Genomic DNA, 22,509 nt, shown 5'->3' with positions numbered 1-22,509 from the left:
CAGCGCTGTGTTGCCGGGGTACTGGCACCCCAATGAAGGAGAAGAACAATGAGCGATAACGCGATCACCGACATTATTTCCCCAGGTCAGCTCTCTGGTGCAGGCGAGAAGCTGCGCGTGACCCGCGTGATCACCAACGGCACCTTCGCCCTGGATGGCGGCGAGTGGGACGTGGAGAACAACATCTGGGTCATCGGCGATGACAAGGAGTGCTACATCATCGACGCCGCCCACGAACTGGACCCGATCCAGGAGGCGGTCGACGGCCGCGAGGTCAAGGCCATCCTGTGCACCCACGCGCACAATGACCACATCACCGTGGCGCCGGAGCTTTCCCAGATCTTCGGCGCGGACATCTACGTCCACCCGGCGGACCGCGTGCTCTGGGATCAGAGCTACCCGGACCTGGAGCCGAAGGAACTGGCCGACGGTGACGTCTTCGAGGTCGGCGGCGTGGAGCTGAAGACGATGAACACCCCGGGTCACTCGCCGGGCTGCTGCGTGTTCTACGTCCCGGCCGCAGGCGTGCTGTTCTCCGGCGACACGCTGTTCAACGGTGGTCCGGGCGCGACGGGGCGGTCTTTCTCGGACTTCGACACGATCATCGAGTCGATCAAGACGAAGCTGCTGACACTGCCGGCGGAGACGAAGGTGCTCACCGGCCACGGCGATTCCACCACCATCGGGGACGAGGCCCCGCACCTGGACGAGTGGATTAAGCGCGGTTACTAGTGCGCTGGATCGGGGCCTCAGGGGTCTTGGTCGAGGGGCCGTGGGGATTCTTCCCGCGGCCCCTTTTTTTGCGTGCCCTTAGTGTGGCTTTTCGCGTGTCCGTTCCCCAGTGCCGCCAACCTTGCCATATACCCCAGGGGGTATAGGGTCGGTGGTGGAAAGGAAGTGGAAAACTTGTCTCAACACCAAGACAGCTCGGCCACCGAGGTGGGCGCCATCGGGGCAGCCCAGCCAGTTCTCGACCTGGACTACCAGATCACTGGCATGACCTGCGCTTCGTGCGCGAACCGGATCGAGCGCAAACTCAACAAGCTGGACGGGGTGACCGCCTCCGTCAACTACGCCACGGAGAAAGCGCACGTCGAGCAGGACGGCGCCGCCGAGGCAGTGACGGATGAGCAGATCCGGGAGATCATCGCGGACATGGGCTACGAGGCCCAGCTCTCGCAGCCGCTGGCTTCCCAGCCTGCCGCCGGTGACCCGCAGGGCGGGGCCGGCGAACAAGGGGCGGCGGACGCGATCCAGCCTGGGGGCGAACCGACGTCCCAAACCCCGGCGGAGCAGGCGGCAGAGCGTGAGCTGGAGGGCCTGCGCAACCGCCTGATCGGGTCCCTGTGGCTGGCGATCCCGGTGATCGTGCTGGCCATGATTCCGAACCTGCAGTTCACGAACTGGCAGTGGCTGTCACTGACGCTGGCCGCGCCCGTGATCGTGTGGGCCGGTTACCCGTTCCACCGCGCCACCTGGCTGAACATCAAGCACGGCGCGGTGACGATGGACACCCTGATCACCGTGGGTACCGGGGCGGCCTTCCTGTGGTCGCTGGTCGCGCTATTCTTTGGCACCGCCGGCGAGCCAGGCATGAGCCACACCTGGAACCTGTTTAATGCCCACAGCGACCCGATGGGGGATATCTACCTCGAGGTCGCCGCGGGCGTGATCATGTTCGTCCTGGCGGGGCGCTACTACGAGAAGCGCGCGAAGCATCGTGCTGGCGAGGCGCTGCGTGCGCTGAGTGAGCTGGGTGCAAAGGATGTTGCCGTCGTTGATGACGCCCAGGGTGGCAACGAGCGCCGCATTCCGATCGGCCAGCTGGCCGAGGGCATGTACTTTGTGGTGCGCCCGGGCGAAAAGATCGCCACGGACGGGCGAGTGGTGGCAGGAAGCTCCGCAGTGGACGAGTCCATGCTGACCGGCGAATCCGTGCCGGTGGAGGTCGCCCCGGGTGATGGGGTGACGGGCGCGACCGTCAACGCCTCGGGCCGGCTGATTGTTGAGGCCACCCGCGTGGGCTCCGATACCCAGCTGGCGCAGATGGCCAAGCTGGTGGAGCAGGCGCAATCCGGCAAGGCCGATGTGCAGCGGCTGGCCGACCGGGTGTCCGCGGTGTTCGTGCCGGTGGTCATCGCCCTTGCAGTCATTACGTTGGTCGCCTGGCTCCTGATCACGGGTGATGTGGGTGCCGCGATGGCCTCGGCCGTGGCGGTGCTGATCATCGCCTGCCCGTGTGCGCTGGGCCTTGCCACCCCGACCGCGCTGTTGGTCGGTACGGGCCGGGGCGCTTCGATGGGCGTGCTGATCCGCGGGCCGGAGACCCTGGAGCAGACCCGTGGCGTGGATGCCATCATTCTGGACAAAACCGGCACCATCACGACCGGCGAGATGACGGCCACCGAGGCCTGGCTCGCGCCGGCTGCGGACAAGATCGAGGACGGCTCCGGCAAGGTCGGGATCACCGAGGCGGAGCTGTGGCGCATTGCCGGTGCGGTGGAGAATCACTCCGAGCACCCGATCGCCCAGGCGATCGCCGAGCGTGCCCGCACGGAGATCGGCGGCGAACTGCCCGAAGCGGAGGACTTCGAGTCCGTCCCGGGGCGTGGCGTGACCGCCACCGTCGACGGTGTGACCGTTCAGGTCGGACGCGGCTTCGAGACCTCCGACGGCACCACCGTTGGCGCCGAGATCGTCGAGCGCAGCGGGCTGGGCGGCACCGTGGTTCCGGTGCTCGTCGCCGGTCAGCTGGCTGGTGCGGTCGCCGTCGAGGACGCGGTGAAGCCGGACAGCGCGGAGGCCATCGCTCAGCTCGAGGAGCTGGGCCTGGAACCGATGCTGGTCACCGGTGACAACGAGCAGGTCGCACGTGAGGTCGCTGGCCTCGTGGGGATTAACCCCGACAACGTGCGGGCAGGCGTGATGCCCGCCGATAAGGTCACCGCGGTCAAGGACCTGCAGGCCGAAGGCAAGCGCGTGGCGATGGTTGGCGATGGCGTCAACGATGCCGCCGCGCTGGCCCAGGCGGACCTCGGTATCGCCATGGGTACGGGGACGGACGTGGCCATCGAGGCCGCGGACATCACGCTCGTGCGCGCCGAGATGAGCGCGGTGGTGGACTCCATCCGCCTGTCGCGCAAGACCCTGCGCACCATCAAGATGAACCTGTTCTGGGCCTTCGCCTATAACGTCGCGGCGATCCCGCTGGCCGCCTTCGGCCTGCTGAACCCGATGCTGGCGGGTGCGGCCATGGCACTGTCCAGTGTGTTCGTGGTCTCGAACAGCCTGCGACTGCGTGGCTTCAAGTCCATCCAGCCTGAGGTCGAGGAGAAGTAGTCACCATGGATAATGCGAAGCCAGCAACCAAGAGCGACTGCCACGCGCCACAGCACGGCGATCCCGCGGCCAATGGCAAGGTTGATCACAGCGAGAAGCCGCTCAGCGGCCACGGCGACCGGGCCAAGCTGATCGCGCGGCTGAAGCGCATCGAAGGCCAGGTGCGCGGTGTGCAGCGGATGGTCGCCGAGGAGGAGTACTGCATCGACGTGCTCACTCAGATCGCGGCACTGCAGTCCGCACTGAAGGGGGTGGGGCTGGTGCTGCTGGAGGAGCACATGGCGCACTGCGTGGTACAAGCCGCCCGAACCTCGGATCAGGCGGTGGAGGAGAAGCTGGAGGAAGTGTCGCAGGCGATCGCGCGCTTCACTCGCTAACTGCCTAAGGGCGGGGTGAAGGATACGAAAACCCCGGCGGGGCTGGTGCTCTTTCCAAGCTGCCGGCCCGCCGGGGAGCCGCCCCGCGTTGGGCGGCGAATGATTCTTGTGGGACCAGCGGGGCTCGAACCCGCGACCAGCGAATTATGAGTTCGCGGCTCTAACCGACTGAGCTATGGTCCCGCCACCAGGTCATTGAACCACACCGCAGCCTTAAAGCCGATATTTACGCTGTGACCTGCTGATTTGGTGCTTATGGGCTTGCTGGGTAGAGTGTCTATTCGTTGCCAAGATGGCATATTCCCCCATAGCTCAATGGCAGAGCACTCGACTGTTAATCGAGTGGTTGCTGGTTCGAATCCAGCTGGGGGAGCAACACCACAACCCAGGGTCCGCAAGCCCTGGGTTTTCTTCTTTTCTACCGCCCTGTGAACCTGTGGGTTAAGTAAAGAAAAGTGTGTCTTTTCCGGGCGTGTTGCGGTTATTTGATCCAGCCTTTTTGGATGCCGAGGTTGTGTTGGTAGCTGGTGTCGATGGCGGTGTCGTATTCTGCTGGTGCACCGATGTCATTGGTAGTGGCTGTGGTGTTGTGGGCGATCAGGTCTGTTGCTGTGGAAAGTGCGTCTTGGCCCCATCGTTGGTCCCTGGCGATCTTGACCGGATCGTCAGGGACTTCTGTATGTAGATACAGCCACCAATCCATCACTGTGCGTTGATGCGGTAGTGATAGTCCGCGGTGTCTGCGGGCTAGTTCTTTTATGGGGGCGTTGATGCCACCTTCGAGGCTGTTTGTTGTTGCTGCAAGGTTGTCGGGGTCGATGGTTGTTGGTGGGGGTTGCAGGTAGGTAAACAGCAGGTCTCTGCGGTGCAGAGATAGCAATGATTGATAGGCCGCTCGGACGCGTTGGTGGGTGTAGACCTTGGTGTAGGCGCCGGTAACGGGGTCTTTGATGGTGGTTTTCTCGTTCATCCATTCCCGGTAGGTGTGGTCGAATTCGTGCAGGTGGGCGACCCATGTGGATGCTTGGTCAAGGTCGGTGATGCGAGTGAGTTTCAGGGCTAGGCGGTAGAGGGTTTTGCCGGCATCGGTGCGGGGGTTGCTGGTGGTGTGGCGGCGGACTGTTCGTTGGGCGTGGACGAGGCAGCGTTGGATGCGTGTTGTTGGCCAGCAGTGGTGGATGGCTGATTGGGCACCTTGTCCGCCGTCTGTGACTGCGATTAGTGGTGCGGCAATGGGGCGTAGGAGTTCGGTGTAGGCGGCGGTGGTTTCGTGTCTGGCCCAGGTCCAGTTGATGACGTGGGTTTTACTGGCTGCGATCAGGAGGCATCCGGACTTTAGATAGGTCGCGTCGAGGAAGATTTGGTCATGGATGCGGAATGAGTCGATGGTGGGTGTGGGGATGATCCACCAGCACCATCGGAATCGGTGGTGCATGGTTTGCCTGGTTACGCCATGGTGTGCGGCGAAGGTGGTTAGAGATTGGGTGCCGGTGGCCCATTGGATGAACAAAGCCATGGTGGCGGTGTTTTTGTTGTGGGTTTGGGTGTTGCGGGTAAAGGAGTGTCCGCAGTGGGTGCAGCGCCAACGGGTGGTTGATTTGCTGGTGGTGCCGTTTTTCTTTGTGTTGTTGCCGCATAGTGGGCAGCTGGGGCGGTTGGTGGTCATCCTTTAATCCAACCGGTGTGCGGTTAGCACAAATGTGGCCGGAGGTGCGGGATGGTGTGGGTAATAGCTTTCGGGGAGCTATTCTTTGGTGATTTGTGGTGTGTGGTCTGGGGTTATGGTGGCATGCGGACACACTTTTCTTTACTTAACCGGAACCTGTTCCCAGTACCGGGCTGGGGGTGGTGACAGGATTTGGTGGACGGGGTAAGCCTTAGTAAGCTTCCTCGTGAGCATTCCCCCATAGCTCAATGGCAGAGCACTCGACTGTTAATCGAGTGGTTGCTGGTTCGAATCCAGCTGGGGGAGCAAAAGGCCCAGGCTGCACAGCCTGGGCCATATTTCTTTCCACAGCCGGGGCGCATGCTGGGAGGGGTACGCGCCACCGCGCTAACCGGAGCTAGCGGGAACTATCGTCTTCGCTGTCTGCGTCTTCCTTGGAGTGTTCCTCCGTGTCCGAATCAGAATTAGATCCGGAGACACGTTCAGTCCAGTAGTCCTCCATCGCTCGGGCATCGTTGGCGATCTCGGCCTCTGCCTCGGCCCGGGCCTCAGCGTCAGCGACGGCCTGCTCGAACTCTTCCCGCTCGATCTGTGCGCCGGCCTTCTCTTCCAGCTTGTGGACGATGTAGTCCTCCGAGGCATTGTCGGTGTACCAGGTGTGGAAGGACTCGTCCTCCACGTCCACGGCTTCAGCAGCACCCTGGCCCTCCGGCACCTGGGTGGCGCCGAAGATGAAGTGGCCATCGTGCTCGTCCAGGCCCCGGCGCACGCCCCGGTCGATCGCTTCCACGGCGAAACGGCGACGCAGCATCACCGGGTCATTGTGCAGGTCCTTCGTCCACGCCACCATCACGCCGATGAGGATCACCGCGAACGGCAGTGCACAGGAGACCATGATGGCCTGCAGGCCGGAGAGGGCGTCGTCGCCACCAGCGAGAAGCAGGAAGAGGGCGACCGAACCAAGAGCGGTACCCCAGATGATCGTCACGGGCAGGGAAGGCACCGGGCGACCGCTCTGGGACATCGAGCCCATCACGTTCGTCGCGGAGTCCGCGGCCGTGTTGAAGAAGATGATGATCGCGATCAGCGCGATGATGTTCACCAAGCCAGAGAACGGCAGCTTGTCGATGAGGTCGAACATGACGTTCTCGCCCGAGCCCTTGATCTCGATCGGGTCGCCGTTGAGGGTGCGCCAGATGGTGGTGCCGCCGAAGACGACGAACCAGGCGATAGACAGGCCCGACGGGACGAGCAGCACCACGGTGACGAACTGGCGCAGAGTGCGGCCCTTGGAGATCTTCGCGATGAACATGCCCACGAACGGGGACCAGGAGATCCACCAGGCCCAGAAGAGCATGGTGTAGGCGGTGACGAACTCCTTCTCCACCGGGCCCTCGGAGGGGTTGGTGGACATCATGTCGATGAAGTTCTGGATCAGCTGCATCACCGTGACCGGCAGCAGGTCGAAGATGAACAGCGTTGGGCCGGTGATCAGCACGAACAGGCCCAGGGAGATGACCAGACCCATGTTCGTATTCGACAGTATGCGGATGCCACGCTTGACCCCCGAGGTCGCGGAGAAGATAAAGATCACGGTGAGGATGGAGATGATCGCCACCATCACGCCGTCGCCCTCCAGGGGATTGCCGGTGATGATCGACGTGCCCGTGCGGATCTGCAGGGCGCCGATGCCCAGGGAGGTCGCGGTGCCGAACAGGGTGACCAGGACGGCGAAGATGTCGATGATCTTGCCCGCGACCCTGTTATTCGGGTCGGTGATCAGTGGCTCGAAGAGCGAGGAGATCAGCGGCAGGCGGCCACGGCGGAAGGAAGCATAGGCAATGGACCCGCCGACCAGCGCATAGACCACCCACGGCAGGGAGGCCTGGTGGAGGACCGCGGCGGTCAGCGCTGGGAACACGGCGTCCTGCGTTCCCGCTTCCACGCCAGCAAACGGCGGCGGGCTGAGGAAGTGGGTCAGCGGCTCCATCGGACCGTAAAAGATCAGGCCGATGCCCAGGCCGGCGGCGAAGAGCATGGAGATCCAGGCAAAGGTGGAGAACTCGGGCTCGGAATCGTCCTGGCCGAGCCGGATCTTGCCCGTCGGTCCAAGCCCCACGACCAGCAGGAACACCAGGGCGGCGACCATGATGGTGGTGAACATCCAGCCGAAGTGGATGACCACCCACTCGCGCATGGCCCCACCGGTTTCAGCGAGGTTTTCAGGGGCAATGATCGCCCACGCCAGCACGGCGATGGCGGCCGCGAGAGCCACCGCAAAGACCGGCTTGTTGGTCTTGAACTCCGCGTCGGTGTTTTCGACGTCGATGCCCGGGATCAGTGCCGGGTGGATGGAGCGCTCGCCGCTGGAGGCCTGCGCCAGGGCGATGCGGGCGCGCCTGGTCATTGCGGTCTGGGTTTCGCGGCGCCGGGCGCGTTCCTGATGGGCACGTTCGGCGGCCCGCTGCGCGCCGGCTGCGGCTTCCTTACGCCGCTGTGCGGCTGTCTGTTCGGGTGGCAGGCCACGTGGGTTCTCTGACACGGTGGGGTCCTTCCTCACACTTGCTCGCCGAAATGTGTAGTGATTTCGGCATAAATGCATTCAGTGTAGTGAAGGCGGGGGCAGGCGTCCCCAAAACGCCGGTCAGCGCCAGGTGTCAGATGGCTGTGGGCGGTGTTTAGGCCAGCACTGCGGTGCTGAGCCAGTGCTGCCGTGGCTGAGCTTAGCTATGCGCCCCGGCCAGTCGCGGCGCGCTGCTGTCCACATTCGGCGGAAGGTTGGATTCCTCCTGGACGCCGTTACCGGTCGCCCGCGTCGTGACGGAGCCGGTCGCACCCTGCGCGGTGCGGTAGGTGACCTGGACGGCGCCGTCCCCGAGGCGCTGAATCCCGGTGACGGCGGTGATCAGCCGCGGTTGTGGGGAGTTCACCGGGTTGCCGTTGTGATAGAGCAGCACGGCCTCCTTGGGCCCGTCGTGCTCGCCGGCGATGTGGATCCAGGACAGCGTCTTGCAGGGGTTATAGCGGTTCGCCTTCAGCGTGTAGTGGAAGCTGCCGCCGCCAGCCATCGGGATGGTGGTGTTGTTCAGCGGTGGGGCGCTGCGGTTGCGGCAGTTGTAGTCCGGCGCGCTCGGCGCCGGCGTGCCCGGGGTGTTCGCCGCTCCGTTGCTGCGGTCAGGTTGGGGCGCCACGTTGTGGGGCGACGTCGCCGGCTCCGGCGTGCCCTCGTCCGCCTGATCGGTATCGCTGGCCAGGGTAGGGTTGGGGGCCGCATCGCTCGTCGAGGTGGTGGGGGACGCACTGCTGCTCGTCGTGGGCTGGGTGCTGGAGCTCGTGGCCTCGGACGTCTTTCCGGTGGGCTCTTCTTCCCCCGAGCCACACGCGGTCGCGGTGGCCAGCACGGGGAGGGTGCACGCCAGGAAAAGTAGCTGGCGGGACCGGGATCGGGCATGTGCTGGGTGGGCCACGATCGCCTCCTTCTTTGGGCCTGCCGGTCGGCGGTGCTGATCACCCGGTACCGGTGACACGGCGCCGACCACACGGTGCCGATCACGCGGCACCGATCACACGGGGCACCGCAGAACCGGGATGAGCTCTTGTGAAAGCCAGTCTAACGGTCAGCGCTGCGACGCGTTTGTTTAGGTCGCTCGGGTGCATGGTGTTGTCCGCGGCGTGCGCTAACTTTAGGGGCATGACGAAGCCACAAGATCACCACCCTGATGACACCGGCGCCGAGGGCGGGGACGCCTCGGGCCCGCAGCCACCGCAGTACCGTCGCCCAGGTGACACCCCAACTGCCGATGGATCGAGCCAACAGGGCGCCAATCCCTGGGCCCAGCCGGGCGCCGGCCCGTCGGCCCAGCAAGGCGCCGGCCAGTGGGGATCGCAAGGCTCCGGCCAGTGGGGACAGGCTGGCGCGGGCTATGGCGCTGGCGCATCCCAGCAGTGGGCGCAGCAGAACCCCTATGGCGCCCAGGGGCAGAGCGCCCAGTGGCAGGGGCAGGACTACGGCGCCCAGGGCTATAACAACCAGGGATACGGTGGGCCGAACTACGGCAACCAGGGATACCCGGAGCAGGGCTACGCGGGCCCGGGCGGCCAGTGGCAGGGCCAGGGTTACGAGAACCAGGGCTATCAGGAGCAGCCGGAGGAGAAGTCCAACGGGCGCAACATCCTGATCATTGTGCTGCTGGTTCTGGCTCTGCTGGCAGCCGTGGCCTTCGCCGTCTTCTGGTTCACCGGCAAGCCAGGCGAAGGGAAGAGTTCCGAGCAGACCACCGTGAGCTCGTCCGAGGCAACGGATGCCCGTGGCACCGAGGATGAGGACGCGGACGCTCAAGGGGACGACCGCGACGAGGACGCCAACCGCGAGGACGATGACGAAGACACCGGCGATGAGGCTGAGTCCCGTCCGAAAAACCCGCGCCTCCCGGGGTACGCGACCCCGGTGAACAGCTCGGCGCGGGGCTCGAACCCGGGCGGCGACCTGAATAGCGTCTGGAAGTCCGGCCCGACCAGCGATAGCTTCGCCCTCGCGGTGCGCGATGCCTACGTGGACGCCTACCTGGACGGCGACGAGGACGAGTTCAACCACGTGGTCGAGGCCTATAGCGATGTCACGGGCACCAGCTACACCATGAGCTGCCGCGATAACGGCGAGTACGTGCACTGCACCGGCGGAAACGACGCCAATGTCTACATCGCTTAACCGGCGCGCGGCGATCGCGGGAACCGTCCTGGCCACCGGTCTGGGGTTGGCGTCCTGCACCATTCCCACCGACCACCGGGAAGAGGAGGAACCGACCGTGGCGCAGACCGGCCCTCGCGAGGCCGTGGGGCCCAAGCCCACGCGCGGGGCGGAGCCGGGCCGGGACCGGGAGTGGCGCGGGCCGCAACCGACAGGGGAGGAGACCGCGGAGGGCGCACCCATCGACCAGGCGACACTCGATGCGATCGTCCGGGAGGTCTCTGCCCAGTTCGGCGCACAGGTCGGCGTGAGCCTCGGCAGCGGTGCCGGGGCCGTGCAGGCCGGCGCGTTGCGGGGCGAGTCCGAGCCAGCGTGGTCGACGATCAAGGTGCCGCTGGCTATCGCCGCGCTGCGCTCCGGGGGAGGGGATAACTCCGCCGCCGCCCGGGCCATTCAGTCCTCGGATAACGCCGCGGCGGAGCAGCTGTGGGCCTCGCTCGGCGGTGGGGCTGCTGCGGCCGAAAAGGTCGCGGCGGTGATCCGCGAGTATAGCGGCCAGGAGGTTTCGGTGCAGCCGACCGTCACCCGCCCGGGCTTTAGCGCCTACGGGCAGACCCGGTGGTCGCTGGCGCAGCAGGCTGCGTTCGCTGCCGGCCTGGCGGAGGGCGCGGGGCAGGACCCGGCCGCCGGTGAGGTCTACCGGCTGATGGGACAGATCATGCCCGGGCACGCCTATGGCATCGGCCAGCTGGCGGGGTCCGCCTTCAAGGGCGGTTGGGGGCCGGACGAAACCGGGGGCTATTTGGTCCGCCAGTTCGGCGTGGTGCCAGCAGGTGCGGTGGCCGGTGGCGGAGCTGGGGACGGCAGTGCCGTCGCAGCGGACGCTGTGGTGCCGATCGCGATCGCCGTGCGCGCTGCAGACGGGTCTTACGAGACCGGCCAGCAGGTGCTCAACGCGATCATCCAGAAGCTCAAGGCCGGGGCTTAACCGCCGACGCCTTGCCGCCGAGGCCTATGCGCTCCGGAGCGGGCCTCACAAGGCCCAGTCGCTGGTGTCAGGGCAGGCCTAGTTGGCCATCGCCTCCCACAGCTGGGCGTTGAACTCCGGCCACCGGTCCTTGGACCAGTCGCCGAAAGGCTCGTCGGTGAGCACCACCGCGGCCAGCCCCTGCTCTGGGGCGAACCACAGGAAGGTGCCGGACTGGCCGAAGTGCCCGGCCACCGTGGCGGGCATGTTCTCTCCCATCCAGTGGGGCTTCTTCTCCCCGTGAATCTCAAAACCCAGGCCCCATGGGCACGGGGTCTGGCGGCCATAACCAGGCACAACACCCACCAGGTCGGGGAACTGCACGGTCAGCGCCTCGGCTACGGTCTGCTCCGCGAGCAGCTTCGGGCGCAGGAACTCCTCGGCTAGGGTGGTCACCGCGGACGCCGAGGCGCTGAAGCCGTGGCCAGCGGAGCCTTCGACGGTGATCTCGATGCCCAACGGCTCGCAGATGCCAAGCTGCACGTACTCCGCGAAGGACATCTCGGTGGCCTGCTCGATGAAGCTGGCCAGCACCTCGTAGCCCGCCGAGGAGTAGATGCGCCGGGTGTGCGCCGGGCGCATCTGCCGGTGCTTCCGGAACTCGATGCCGGAGGCGTGGGAGAGCAGCTCGCGAACAGTCGGGGGCTCCTCGAAGGAGGGCACCAGCTCGGCCGGGACCTTATCGTCCAGCTCGAAGGCGCCCTCCTCGACGGCCATCAGGGTGGCGTAGGCGGTGATGAGCTTCGAGACACTGGCCAGCTGGAAGACGTGCTCCATGTCGCCGTGGGTAACGACGTCAGCCTCGCCTCCCGTGCCGTCGGCGTCGTCCCCACCCCCGAGCGTGATGGCCGCGGCCGCCACGTTGTTCACCGGCCAGTCCGCGACCTGGTTGAGCACATCCGTGATTGCGGAATCAGTCATGCTTACTCGCAAATGTCCTTTCTCGGTGCTGTCCCGTCGCCGTCTAGTTGCCCGCCTGCCGGGCCTCGATGAGCTCGGCGAATTCCTTCACCGTCATGCTGGCCTGCAGGTCCATCTCGTCGATGCGCACCCCGAACTTATCCTCGGCCTGGGTGATGATGTCGATCCGCGACAGCGAATCGATCGCGAGGTCCTCCTCGATCCGGGCGTTCGGGGTGATCTCCTCCAGGGGCAGACCAGAGGCGGCCTCGATGATGCGGGCCAGCCCGGCAGCCACCCCGGCCTCCTCGGCGGGAGCCTCCGCGGCCTTAGCCTTCGCAGTGGACCCCGCGGCCTTCGCAGCGGGTTCCTCACCCGCCGCGCCGACCGAGCCGCCGAGGGCTGCGGCGAGCTTGGCCTTCGCGTCCTCGGAGAGGCCGGATTGCGGGGCGGCAGAAGAATTCTCGGGCATTGCTTACCTTCCTGAACGTCCTAAACTTCCTGAACCTTAAGCCTTCGTCGGGTCGCCGACGTTCAGGTCCTCGGCGACCTTGATGGCGATCTTCCGATCAATCTTCCCCTCACGAGCCAAGCTGAGCAAAGTAGCAACCACGATGGACTCGGCGTCGATGTTGAAGTAACGGCGGGCGGCGGCGCGGGTATCGGAGAAACCAAAGCCATCGGCACCCAGGTTGATGAAATCACCCGGCACCCAGCGGCGCACCTGCTCGTGCAGCGCGGTAGCGAAGTCGCTGACCGCGATGAACGGGCCGTCGTAGCCCTCCAGCACCTGCTGGATATACGGAGTGCGCGGCTCCTCGCCCGGGTTGCGCAGCTCCTCCAGCCCGGCCTCCTGGCCATCGCGGGCCAGCTCGTTCCAGCTGGTTACGGAGAAGATATTGGTGTTGACCCCGTAGTGGGCGAGCATCTGCTTGGCGCGGATGGCCTGGCCCATGCCCACGCCGGAGGCGAGGATGTTCGCGGTGTGCTCCAGCTCCTCGGCCTCGCCCGCGTCCCCGGTGATGCCCTCGTCGATGCCGACCAGCTTGTCCGCCGGGCTCCACAGGTAGATGCCCTTGAGCAGCCCCTCGACGTCCAGGTTCTCTGGCTGGGCAGGCTGGTGCATCGGCTCGTTGTAGACGGTGAGGTAGTAGATGACGTCCTCGCCCTGGCCGTCGCCGTCCGGGCCGGAGCCTTCGCCGTACATGCGCTGCACGCCGTCGCGCAGGATGTGGGCGATCTCGTAGGCGAACGCCGGGTCGTAGGTCACGACGGCCGGGTTGGTGGTCGCCAGAACAGGGGAGTGGCCATCCATGTGCTGCAGCCCCTCGCCGGTCAGGGTGGTGCGCCCGGCGGTCGCGCCGATCAGGAAACCGCGGCTCATTTGGTCGGCGGCCGCCCAGATGGAGTCCCCGGTGCGCTGGAACCCGAACATCGAGTAGAAGATGTACAGCGGGATCATGGCCTTGCCGTGGGTGGCGTAGCTGCTGCCGGCGGCGATGAAGCTGCCCACGGAACCGGCCTCGGTGATGCCCTCGTGGAGGATCTGGCCGTCCTTGGCTTCCCGGTAGCTCAGCATGAGGTCGTGGTCCACCGGGGTGTAGTTCTGCCCGTGGGTGTTGTAGATCTTCAGCGTCGGGAACCAGGAATCCAGGCCGAAGGTGCGGGCCTCGTCCGGGATGATCGGCACCAGGCGCTCGGCCATGGTCTCGTCGCGCATGAAATCTCGCACGATGCGCACCAGCGCCATGGTGGTGGCGACCTTCTGCTTGCCGGAGCCCTTCAGGGCGCTGCGCATGGTCTCCACCTCGGGTACGGCGAGCGGCTCGAAGTGCTGGCGACGCTCCGGCAGGAAGCCGCCGAGCTCCTTGCGGCGGTTCAGCATGTACTCGATCTCCGGGGCGTCCGCGCCCGGGTGGTAGTACGGCGGCAGCTCGGGGTCCTTCTCCAGCGTCTCGTCGCTGATGGGGATGTCCTGCTTGGTGCGGAACTGCTTCAGATCCTCGAGGCTGAGGCTCTTCATCTGGTGGGTGGCGTTGCGACCCTCGAAGTTGTGGCCCAGGCCGTAGCCCTTAATCGTGTGCGCGAGGATGACGGTCGGCTGGTCCTTCGTCTCCATCGCGCGGGCGTAGGCGGCGTAGATCTTGCGATAGTCGTGGCCGCCGCGGGGCAGCGCCCAGATCTCCTCGTCGCTCATATCCTCGACGAGCTTCTTGGTGCGGGGGTCGCGGTTGAAGAAGTGCTCGCGGACGTAGGCGCCGTCGTTGGCCTTGAAGGTCTGGTAGTCGCCGTCCGAGGTGTTGTTCATGACGTCGACGAGCGCGCCGTCCTTATCCTTTTCGAGCAGTTCGTCCCACTCGCGGCCCCAGATGACCTTGATGACGTTCCATCCGGCACCGCGGAAGAAGCTCTCCAGCTCCTGGATGATCTTCGTGTTGCCGCGGACCGGCCCGTCGAGGCGCTGGAGGTTGCAGTTCACAACGAAGGTGAGGTTGTCCAGGTTGTGCAGGGCGGCCATCTGGATCGCGCCGCGGGATTCCGGCTCGTCCATTTCGCCGTCGCCGAGGAAGGCCCAGACGTGCTGTTCGGAGGTGTCCTTCAGGCCGCGGTCGTGCAGGTAGCGGTTGAAGCGTGCCTGGTAGATCGCGTTGAGTGGTCCCAGACCCATGGAGACGGTGGGGAATTCCCAGAACTCGGGCATGCCGTGCGGGTGCGGGTAGGAGGGCAGGCCGACCTCTGGCTTGGAGGCCTCCTGGCGGAAGGCGTCCAGCTGTTCTTCGCTGAGGCGGCCCTCGAGGTAGGCGCGGGCGTACATGCCGGGGGAGGCGTGGCCCTGGAAGAAGATGTGGTCGCCGCCGCCGGGGTGGTCCTTGCCGCGGAAGAAGTGGTTCAGTCCGACCTCGTAGAGGGGAGCGGCGGAGGCGTAGGTGGAGATGTGCCCGCCCACCCCGATGCCGGAGCGCTGGGCGCGGTGCACCATCACCGCCGCGTTCCAGCGGGTCCAGCGACGGTAGCGCTTCTCCATCTCCTCGTCACCGGGGAACTCCGGTTCCATGGTGGTGGGGATGGTGTTGACGTAGTCGGTGGAGGTCAGCGGCGGCAGGGGAACGCGCTTGGCGGTGGCGCGCTCGAGGAGGCGGAGCATGAGGTAGCGGCCGCGGTCCGGGCCGGCGTTGTCGAGCAGCCCGTCCAGGGAGTCCATCCACTCCTGGGTTTCCTCCGGGTCGCTGTCGACGAGGTAGGACGCCACCCCGTCGCGGATGTTGCCGAAGTGGGTGTCCTCACCGACGCTGGGTGTGCGGCGGTCCTCGGAGTCTGATTGTGGCTTGTTGGCCATGGTGTGCCTCCTCACTCAAGGGGTTGTTCTTCCTCCCCAGCCTACGTATTCAGGGTCGGTGGTGGGAGGGCGTGATAGGTGGCTTGGCGCGGTACGGGCACGGTACTGGCATGGCGCTGGCGATGAGTGGGCGCGGAGTGCCGCAGGCAACGTGGCGGAGCTTTATCCGCGAGGAGGGGAAGATGGGCGGGGAGAATCGTGAAAAATGTGTCCCACCTTAAGGTCTGCTGTGTTAGCTTGGGTCACATTAGATGATCAGCAAGGAGCTGGTCTTGAGCTACACCAGAAAGGTTTTTCACAACAGTGGGTAACACTCCCAGCGACCCAGTCCGCGACGAGAAAGGCTCGGAGGGACTGAATTGCGCAGAGCTGCTGGAGGTCTCCAGCGGCACGATCATTCAGGAGCTCGGCTGGGATGAGGACTGCGATTCCTCGATCAGCGAGGCCCTCGAGGACGCAATCGGCGAGGAATTGCTGGGCCCGGATACCGACGAGCTCGTTGACGTGGTGCTGTTGTGGTGGCGCGAGGAGGACGGCGACCTGGTCGACGGGCTGATGGACGCCAACCGTTCCCTGAGTGAGGACGGTCGCGTCTGGGTGCTGACCCCGGCGCCAGGCCTGAAGAACTCTATTCAGCCGGGTGAGGTCGCGGAGTCCGCGCAGCTGGGTGGCATGGTTCAGACCGGTTCGGAGCGTCTGGGGGATTGGCAGGCTGCGTGCCTGGTCGCGCGCGGCGCGAAGCGTTAGCCCTGGGCCTATTTGCCCCGCCGGGATGGCTGGGCTAATCTCTCTAGCTGTTGCGCGCTCTTAGCTCAGCTGGAAGAGCAACTGGTTTACACCCAGTAGGTCGGCGGTTCGAACCCGTCAGAGCGCACCGAGTCAAACCCTAGCGAACAGTAGGTTCGTGAGGGTTTCTTTTTATTTCACGCACATGTGACGCTGTTGCGTGGGGTTAGTGCCTGGAAAGCCGCAGCACCGTGGGGGTCGTCGGGACATCCTCGGGTGAGCCTGTGCATTGGCTGCAGTGGCGCGGCGTCCGTGGGTTCTTGAGCGTCGGGGAGGGCGGGCTAGAGTAGGTTCTCGTAAAGGGAGTCCTTGGATAGCGGGTTCCTGACAGCACCAGGCAGGCCCGACGGGAGGAATGAACGATGGCGGTCGATCCACAGCGCGGCCAGGAGCAGAAGCGCGGCTTTCGGGCTTTTTTGACGCCGGGCTGGATCCTCTCGGCTGTTTTCGTGCTGCTGTTCACCTATTTCGCCTTCAACACCCTGGCGCCCTGGCAGCTGGGGAAGAACACCAAGCGCACGGAGTTCAACGATCGGCTCAAGGCCGCGATGGAGCAGGCCCCCGTGCCCGTCTCGGAGGTGCTCCCGGCCGAGCCTGCGAAGCCGGTGGAGGAGGCGCAGGAGTGGCGCCACGTCACCCTGCAGGGCAAGCTGCTGCCGCAGCAGGAGGTGCTGCTGCGCAACCGCCCCGTGGAATCCGCGCCCGCCTACCAGGTCATCACACCATTCGAGACCACGGACGGCACCACGGTGCTAGTCAACCGCGGGTGGGTGCCCGCGGAGAGTGGGGATAATCGCCCGGAACTGATCGCGAAGGCCCCGGCAGGGGAGATGGAGCTGACCGGCTACGTCCGGCTCGGGGAGGGAAAGAACGACCGCGGGGTGATCGACGCGGAGGGTGCTAAGCAGACCACCCGCGTGAACGCCGAGCAGATCGGCGCGGCGACGGGCTTGACGCTGGCGCACGACTACGTGCAGCTCGACGAGCAGTCCACCGAGGCCATCACTGATCGCGCCGGGGACGCAGGGGTCGCGCCACACCCGATTCCGCTGCCCAAGATCGAGTCCGGCCCATATCTTTCCTATGGCATCCAGTGGATCGCCTTCGGCATCATCGCTCCGATCCTGCTGGGGTGGTTTATCTGGTCGGAGATCAAGGAGCGCCGCCGCGAGCAGCTGGAAAACGAGCAGCTGGCCACGGCGGGCGCTGCTGCGGGCGCGGTCTCGAACGAGGGGGAGAAGGCGGCAGTCGGTGCTGCGGGCACCGGCACCGAGCAGGCTACGGGCGCCAACGCGGTAGCGGGCGACGTCCTCACCGAACCGTCGCGGGAGACACAGCGCCAGGAGGCACAACGCCAAGAGGACGCGATGGCCGCCCGTTACGGCAAGGCGGCCAAACGACGCGGCTTCGGCTGGAACCAGCCGGGAGACGGCGAGCGTTTCTAGCAACACAGCGCCGCGGCTTCGGCTGGAATCAGCCGGGAGACGGCGACCGTTTCTAGCTCACCGCGTGTTCCGCGACGTCCTGAAGCCCCGCTAGTTCTCCTGCTCGTCGAGGATCGACTCGATGAACTCGATGATGCCCGGCACGGCGGCCTCGATTTCCTCGGCGGCGCTCGCGAAGTCTGCTTCGGTGCCGTAGTAGGGGTCCGCGACTTCGGGGTGCGGGCGATCCACGGTCACGCTCGCGGGATCGAAGGCCCGGTAGAGGTGGATCTTGTGCGGATCCACCCCCTGGCGCTTCAGACCCGTGACATGCCCCTTATCCATCGCGAGGAAGATATCCGCGGCCTCGTGTTCCGGCCCGAAGGTCGCAGCGACGTGCTCGGCACCATCGTAGCCCTGATCGGCCAGCTGCTTGACTGCCCGCGGGTCCGCGCCGTCCCCGACATGCCAATCGCCCAGGCCGCAGGAATTCACGGTGACGTTCTGCAGGCGGGGGTCGCCGCTCTTCGCCAGCGCGTCCGCCAGCATGATTTCTCCCATCGGGGAACGGCAGATGTTGCCGGTGCACACGACGGTGATCAGGGACAACGGGTGGGGCGCGTCAGGGTCAGGCATAGCTTCCTTTGGTGCTTCTCGGTTCGTGGAGCTGCTCGCTCAGCAGGTTCATGGCGGCGGATTCTCGCCGCGCGTGTCACGAGCTTCAGCGCTGCTCAACGATGCTTTTGAGCTCTTCCGGGGTGTTGGCAATCAGGGGGACCTGGGCCAACTCTTGCTGACTACCATAACCCCAGTTCACCAGCACGCAATCTATCCCCTGGCTCTTTGCTCCCTGTGCGTCGTGTTTGCGGTCGCCGATCATCAGGAACTGGGAGGGCTCCGTTTCGTGTTCGGCGTTGATGAGTCCCATGACGTAGGCGACGACGTCCTCCTTGTGCTGTCGCGGTCCGCCGTCATCTTCGGCGGTTCCGAGGTAGTCGAAGTACTCCAGCAGCCCGAAGTGCGTCAGGGCACGAAGGGCACCGGTGTAGGACTTGGACGTCGCGGTGGCCAGGATGTGGCCCGCCTCCCGCCACTCGGTCAGGAGATCCGGGATGCCGGGGAAGAGGGCGGAATCCAGCCAGCCGCCGCTGGACTGGTGCTTGCTGTAATCGGCCATGACCGTCTCGACCTGCTCGGCAGGGACGCCCGCAGCGGCGATGGAGTCCCGCATCGGGGGACCGGGCAGCCCGTGGAGGAAATCCTCGTCCGGGATGGCGTACCCGTGGGTGCTCAGTGCGTGGATGAAGGAGGCGCGGATGCCGGGGTAGGAGTCGATGAGGGTGCCGTCGACGTCGATAAGCAGGATCTTTCTCATGCCCTCCACTGTGCCATTGCAGTGTGGTCACTGTGCCATCGCAGCGTGACCGCTGTGCCAGCTCGGTGTTCCTGGTGCGGGGCGAGCGGTGGGAGAATGTCCCGGCGCGGTGGGGCGGTGGGTGGATCGGGTGGGGGAGCAGACCGGATACAGCGGGGGTTCGGACGGGATACAGTGGAAAACAATTCCGGGCCGCCCGGCCCGGGTCACTCAAGCCACCAAGGAGCGTGATCCCGCGTGACGACCACCGCGAGTACCCCCCAGACCACCTCGGATGCTGCGCAGCTGACGGTGGGCCAGGTTGTCGCCTGCCTGGAGGAGGCCTACCCGCCGAAACTGGCGGAGTCCTGGGACGCGGTTGGTCTGATCTGCGGAGACCGCGCCGAGCCCGTGGCCAAGGTGGCCTTCGCGCTGGACTGCACCGACGAGGTCGTGGATGCTGCGATCGAATCGGGCGCGGACATGCTGGTGGTCCACCACCCGCTGCTGCTGCGCGGGGCCACCGGGGTGCCGGCGGATCACCCGAAGGGCCGGATCGTGCACAAGCTGATCCGCAACCGGGTCGCCCTCTTCGCCGCGCACACGAACGCCGATTCGGCGCGCCCTGGTGTCAACGATGTGTTGGCGGAGCTGCTCGGGGTGCGCGCGGGTCGCCCGCTGCGCCCGATCCCGAACCCGATCGACAAGTGGGGCTTCACGGTCCCGGTCGATTCCGCGGAGGCAGTGAAGCAGGCAATTTTCGACGCCGGCGCGGGCGTGGACGGGGACTATTCGGAGGCCTCCTTCGAATTCCGCGTCAACGGGCAGTTCCGCCCAGGCGATGCGGCGAACCCACACATCGGGTCCCGCGGCGAGCTGGAGCGGGTGGACGAGCTGCGCGTCGAATTCATCGCGCCGGGCCACCTGCGGGAGAAGGTGCGGGCGGCTCTGCTGCGCGCCCACCCCTACGAGGAGGTTGCCTATGACGTGGTGGAGAGCCACGCCGGGGACCTGGGGGAGCACGGCTTGGGCATCGGCCGGGTCGGCGAGCTCGACGAACCGATGACGCTGCGCCAGTTCACCCAGCGGGTGGCCGACCGGCTGCCGTCGACGGTGTGGGGAGTCCGCGCGGCCGGCGACCCGGAGAAGATGATCCGCACGGTCGCGGTGGCCAGCGGGGCGGGCGATAGCTTCCTGGGCACGATCGCGCGCATGGACGTGGACTGCTTCGTCACCTCCGATCTGCGCCACCACCCGGTGGACGAGCACCTGCGCGCCGGGGGCTGCCCGGTGATCGATACCGCACACTGGGCCAGCGAGTACCCGTGGTGCGCGGCGGCGGCCGCACTGGTGGGCCAGAAGCTGGGCGTGGATACCGAGGTGCTGGAGCAACGCACGGACCCGTGGACGCTGCACGAGGCCAGCACGGGTGGCTTCGAGCAACGCCGTTAGGAGACTGGCGCGCCCCGCGTATCAGCGGTGCGGCGGTGAGTAGCGGCTCAAGGTTAGTGGTGGAGTAGAAAAGGCAAGGCAGCGGAAGATATGGGAGGCAACATGCGCTTGAGCGTGGAATGCGATGGCGGTTCGCGCGGCAATCCGGGGCCGGCGGGTACCGGCTCGTCGGTGAAGGACGCCGCGGGGGCGGAGGTCGGCTGTGTGTGGCAGTTCATCAAGCACGCCACCAATAACGTCGCCGAATACCAGGGGCTGATCAACGGCCTGAACTTGGCGGTGGAGATCGCCGAGCAACAGGGCGTGAAGCCGGGGAGCTTAAGCGTGGATGTGCGCATGGACTCCAAGCTCGTTGTGGAGCAGATGTCCGGCCGGTGGAAGATCAAGCACCCGGACATGAAGCCATTGGCCCAGGAGGTCAAGCGCATCGAGGGTCAACTCGCGCAGGTGAGCTACACCTGGGTGCCGCGTGCCCAGAATGCACGCGCCGATGAGCTGGCCAACCGTGCGATGGATGAGCGCGAGGGCGGCCAGTGGATCGACGAGGAGCTGGTTGCGGCCGGGTCTGCTGCCGCCGCATCGCCGGCCGGCGATGCGGAGGGCGCGGACATGCTCTTCGACCTCGACCAACCCGCGGAGGATGCCGCTGCCGGAGCCAAGCGGGAGGAGCCCGCACAAACAAACACCGCGGCGACAACCACCGCAAAGAAAAACACGGCAGAAACGCAACGCGAGGACGAGGAGCCTCAGCCTGCTGGGGTCTCACCCACCGCGTGGATGGGCAAGACCGAGCCGACGACCCTCCTTCTGCTGCGCCACGGCCAGACCGAGCTCAACCGCGACGGCAAATACTCCGGCCGCGGTAACCCGGAGCTCACCGACCTGGGCAAGAAGCAGATCGCGCACGCCGCCCGCCACATCAGCGAGCGCGGCGACGTCGACGTCATCCTGAGCTCGCCGTTGGGCCGCTGTCAGGAGACCGCACGGGCCGCCGCTGAGGCGTTGGGCATGGGCAAGGACGCGATCACGACGGACGAGGCCATCATCGAGATGGACTTCGGCGCCTGGGAGGGCCGCCGCTTCGTCGAGATCCAGGCGGACCACCCGGAGGCTCACCGGGAGTGCTTCAACTACGCCACGGCCGCGCCCCACGGCGGGGAGTCCCCGGAGCAGGTCTACCGGAGGGTGTCCGAGTTCGTGGATCGCGTGATCGCCGAGTATCCGGGCAAGACGGTGCTGGTGGTCACCCACATGATGCCGATCAAGTCGGTGCTGCGTCGGGCGCTAGGCACCGGCGGGGAGATCTACCGCAGCCTGCACCTGGACGTGGCCAGCCTCTCGGTCGCGGATTTCCTGCCGAACGGGGCGGGCGTGGTCCGCTTGGTCAACGAATCTCATTACCTCGGCTAGCGGCCTGGGGGTTAGACTTAAGGCTTGTCGAGGCGGCCGGGTGGCTGCGGCGCGGTGGAACCACCGGCCGGTGTTATGCCGGCGGGTCAGGCCCCGTGTCGAGGAAAGTCCGGACTCCACAGAGCACAGTGGTTGCTAACGGCAACCCAGGGTGACCTGCGGGCAAGTGCAACAGAAAGTAGACCGCCCGCCCACCGTTTTTCGCGGTGTGCGGCGGGTGAGGGTGAAAGGGTGCGGTAAGAGCGCACCAGCGTGGCAGGCGACTGTCGCGGCTAGGTAAACCCCACTGGGAGCAAGGTCAAGGAGCCGCACGGCCCCGCCCGTCGCAGGGCGGGGCGGGCGGCGTTGTCTGAGGGCTGCTCGCCCGATGAAGGACAGGTGGACTGCTTGAGGCGCCCAGCAATGGTGCGTCCAGATGGATGGTCACCTCGTGCCACCCCTCGTGGGTGGCATCAGACAGAATCCGGCTTAGAGGCCGCCTCGACACTCACACTTTGCATCTACACTGGTGGGAAGTATCAACCCGAAAGGATGGGTGAAACCCATGGCAGAAGAAAAGTGGTACTTCGACACCAAGACCGGTGAGGTCACCAAGGGTAAGTCCAGCGGCTGGGATACCCGCATGGGCCCCTATGACTCCGAAGAGGCTGCCCGCCAGGCTCTCAGCACCGCGCAGCAGCGCACCGAGGCCGCCGATGCTTATGACGAGCAGGACGACTGGGATAACGAGGACTAAGCCCCGGCTTTCCG

18 protein-coding genes, 4 tRNA genes and 1 other RNA gene are annotated in these 22,509 nt (G+C 65.8%); 14 read left to right on the top strand and 9 right to left on the bottom strand.

Going from position 1 to position 22,509, the window contains the following annotated elements; genetic code table 11:
- Window positions 1–48: 48 nt before the first annotated feature.
- From CU_RS06630 to CU_RS06620, 3 genes are all read left to right on the top strand, one after another.
- Window positions 49–732 (top strand): MBL fold metallo-hydrolase, encoded by a 684-nt coding sequence (locus tag CU_RS06630; RefSeq protein WP_012360562.1) that lies wholly within the window; start codon window positions 49–51, stop codon window positions 730–732.
- A gap of 264 nt (window positions 733–996) precedes the next feature.
- Window positions 997–3,339, top strand: coding sequence for a heavy metal translocating P-type ATPase (locus CU_RS06625; RefSeq protein WP_043952008.1), 2,343 nt, complete (start codon window positions 997–999; stop codon window positions 3,337–3,339).
- Window positions 3,340–3,344: 5 nt separating this feature from the next.
- Entirely contained in the window at window positions 3,345–3,716 is a 372-nt protein-coding gene (locus CU_RS06620) for a metal-sensitive transcriptional regulator (RefSeq protein ID WP_012360560.1), read from the top strand.
- Window positions 3,717–3,825: 109 nt separating this feature from the next.
- Here CU_RS06620 and CU_RS06615 read toward each other — a convergent pair.
- Window positions 3,826–3,899, bottom strand: a tRNA-Ile gene (locus tag CU_RS06615).
- A 118-nt stretch (window positions 3,900–4,017) separates the two neighbouring features.
- Between CU_RS06615 and CU_RS06610 the strand changes: the two genes are divergently transcribed.
- Window positions 4,018–4,089: transfer RNA gene (locus CU_RS06610), tRNA-Asn, on the top strand.
- A 108-nt stretch (window positions 4,090–4,197) separates the two neighbouring features.
- Here CU_RS06610 and CU_RS06605 read toward each other — a convergent pair.
- Window positions 4,198–5,382, bottom strand: a complete 1,185-nt coding sequence (locus CU_RS06605; RefSeq protein ID WP_012360559.1) for an IS256-like element IS3503 family transposase — start codon at window positions 5,380–5,382, stop codon at window positions 4,198–4,200.
- 234 nt (window positions 5,383–5,616) lie between these two features.
- Here CU_RS06605 and CU_RS06600 point away from each other — a divergent pair.
- Window positions 5,617–5,688, top strand: a tRNA-Asn gene (locus tag CU_RS06600).
- Between the two features lie 91 nt (window positions 5,689–5,779).
- Here CU_RS06600 and CU_RS06595 read toward each other — a convergent pair.
- Both CU_RS06595 and CU_RS06590 read right to left on the bottom strand, forming a co-directional pair.
- Window positions 5,780–7,924: a BCCT family transporter gene (locus CU_RS06595; protein WP_231837625.1), complete on the bottom strand. Its 2,145-nt coding sequence runs from the start codon at window positions 7,922–7,924 to the stop codon at window positions 5,780–5,782.
- Between the two features lie 181 nt (window positions 7,925–8,105).
- Window positions 8,106–8,849, bottom strand: coding sequence for an LppP/LprE family lipoprotein (locus tag CU_RS06590; protein WP_012360557.1), 744 nt, complete (start codon window positions 8,847–8,849; stop codon window positions 8,106–8,108).
- Window positions 8,850–9,073: 224 nt separating this feature from the next.
- Between CU_RS06590 and CU_RS06585 the strand changes: the two genes are divergently transcribed.
- Window positions 9,074–10,090, top strand: a complete 1,017-nt coding sequence (locus CU_RS06585) for a hypothetical protein (protein WP_231837624.1) — start codon at window positions 9,074–9,076, stop codon at window positions 10,088–10,090.
- Complete coding sequence (locus CU_RS06580; RefSeq protein WP_012360555.1) at window positions 10,074–11,057, top strand: serine hydrolase; 984 nt, start codon at window positions 10,074–10,076, stop codon at window positions 11,055–11,057. Before CU_RS06585 ends, CU_RS06580 begins: the two co-directional genes overlap by 17 nt.
- Window positions 11,058–11,135: 78 nt before the next feature.
- Here CU_RS06580 and CU_RS06575 read toward each other — a convergent pair whose 3' ends face one another.
- Genes CU_RS06575 through aceE form a run of 3 tightly spaced genes read right to left on the bottom strand, consistent with a single transcriptional unit; the run spans window position 11,136 to window position 15,333 of the window.
- Window positions 11,136–12,017 carry a serine hydrolase domain-containing protein gene (locus tag CU_RS06575; RefSeq protein ID WP_012360554.1) on the bottom strand — a complete coding sequence of 294 codons (882 nt, stop codon included), beginning with the start codon at window positions 12,015–12,017 and terminating at the stop codon, window positions 11,136–11,138.
- Window positions 12,018–12,060: 43 nt separating this feature from the next.
- Complete coding sequence (locus CU_RS06570; RefSeq protein ID WP_012360553.1) at window positions 12,061–12,468, bottom strand: acyl carrier protein; 408 nt, start codon at window positions 12,466–12,468, stop codon at window positions 12,061–12,063.
- A gap of 36 nt (window positions 12,469–12,504) precedes the next feature.
- A complete protein-coding gene (gene aceE, locus CU_RS06565; protein ID WP_012360551.1) occupies window positions 12,505–15,333 on the bottom strand; it encodes a pyruvate dehydrogenase (acetyl-transferring), homodimeric type in 2,829 nt (942 codons plus the stop codon).
- Window positions 15,334–15,636: 303 nt separating this feature from the next.
- Here aceE and CU_RS06560 point away from each other — a divergent pair, with 303 nt between their 5' ends.
- From CU_RS06560 to CU_RS06550, 3 genes are all read left to right on the top strand, one after another.
- Entirely contained in the window at window positions 15,637–16,080 is a 444-nt protein-coding gene (locus tag CU_RS06560) for a DUF3052 domain-containing protein (protein WP_012360550.1), read from the top strand.
- A gap of 54 nt (window positions 16,081–16,134) precedes the next feature.
- A tRNA-Val gene (locus CU_RS06555) sits at window positions 16,135–16,207 on the top strand.
- 274 nt (window positions 16,208–16,481) lie between these two features.
- A complete protein-coding gene (locus CU_RS06550) occupies window positions 16,482–17,564 on the top strand; it encodes an SURF1 family cytochrome oxidase biogenesis protein (protein WP_012360549.1) in 1,083 nt (360 codons plus the stop codon).
- Between the two features lie 90 nt (window positions 17,565–17,654).
- Here CU_RS06550 and CU_RS06545 read toward each other — a convergent pair whose 3' ends face one another.
- Both CU_RS06545 and CU_RS06540 read right to left on the bottom strand, forming a co-directional pair.
- On the bottom strand, window positions 17,655–18,179 hold the full coding sequence (locus CU_RS06545) for a low molecular weight protein-tyrosine-phosphatase (protein ID WP_012360548.1): 525 nt from the start codon (window positions 18,177–18,179) through the stop codon (window positions 17,655–17,657).
- An 85-nt stretch (window positions 18,180–18,264) separates the two neighbouring features.
- Entirely contained in the window at window positions 18,265–18,918 is a 654-nt protein-coding gene (locus CU_RS06540) for an HAD hydrolase-like protein (protein ID WP_012360547.1), read from the bottom strand.
- 237 nt (window positions 18,919–19,155) lie between these two features.
- On the opposite strand from CU_RS06540, the gene CU_RS06535 reads away from it, so the two are divergent.
- From CU_RS06535 to CU_RS06525, 4 genes are all read left to right on the top strand, one after another.
- Window positions 19,156–20,349 carry a Nif3-like dinuclear metal center hexameric protein gene (locus CU_RS06535; RefSeq protein ID WP_012360546.1) on the top strand — a complete coding sequence of 398 codons (1,194 nt, stop codon included), beginning with the start codon at window positions 19,156–19,158 and terminating at the stop codon, window positions 20,347–20,349.
- Between the two features lie 90 nt (window positions 20,350–20,439).
- On the top strand, window positions 20,440–21,759 hold the full coding sequence (locus tag CU_RS06530) for a bifunctional RNase H/acid phosphatase (RefSeq protein ID WP_231837623.1): 1,320 nt from the start codon (window positions 20,440–20,442) through the stop codon (window positions 21,757–21,759).
- A gap of 28 nt (window positions 21,760–21,787) precedes the next feature.
- An RNA gene (gene rnpB / locus CU_RS10225) (RNase P RNA component class A) lies at window positions 21,788–22,246 on the top strand.
- A gap of 57 nt (window positions 22,247–22,303) precedes the next feature.
- Entirely contained in the window at window positions 22,304–22,495 is a 192-nt protein-coding gene (locus CU_RS06525; protein WP_012360544.1) for an SPOR domain-containing protein, read from the top strand.
- Window positions 22,496–22,509: the final 14 nt, after the last annotated feature.

The organism is Corynebacterium urealyticum DSM 7109, assembly GCF_000069945.1.
GTDB lineage: Bacteria > Actinomycetota > Actinomycetes > Mycobacteriales > Mycobacteriaceae > Corynebacterium > Corynebacterium urealyticum.
Note: the sequence above shows the minus strand (reverse complement) of the source record. Positions and strands in the feature narration are given on the sequence as shown.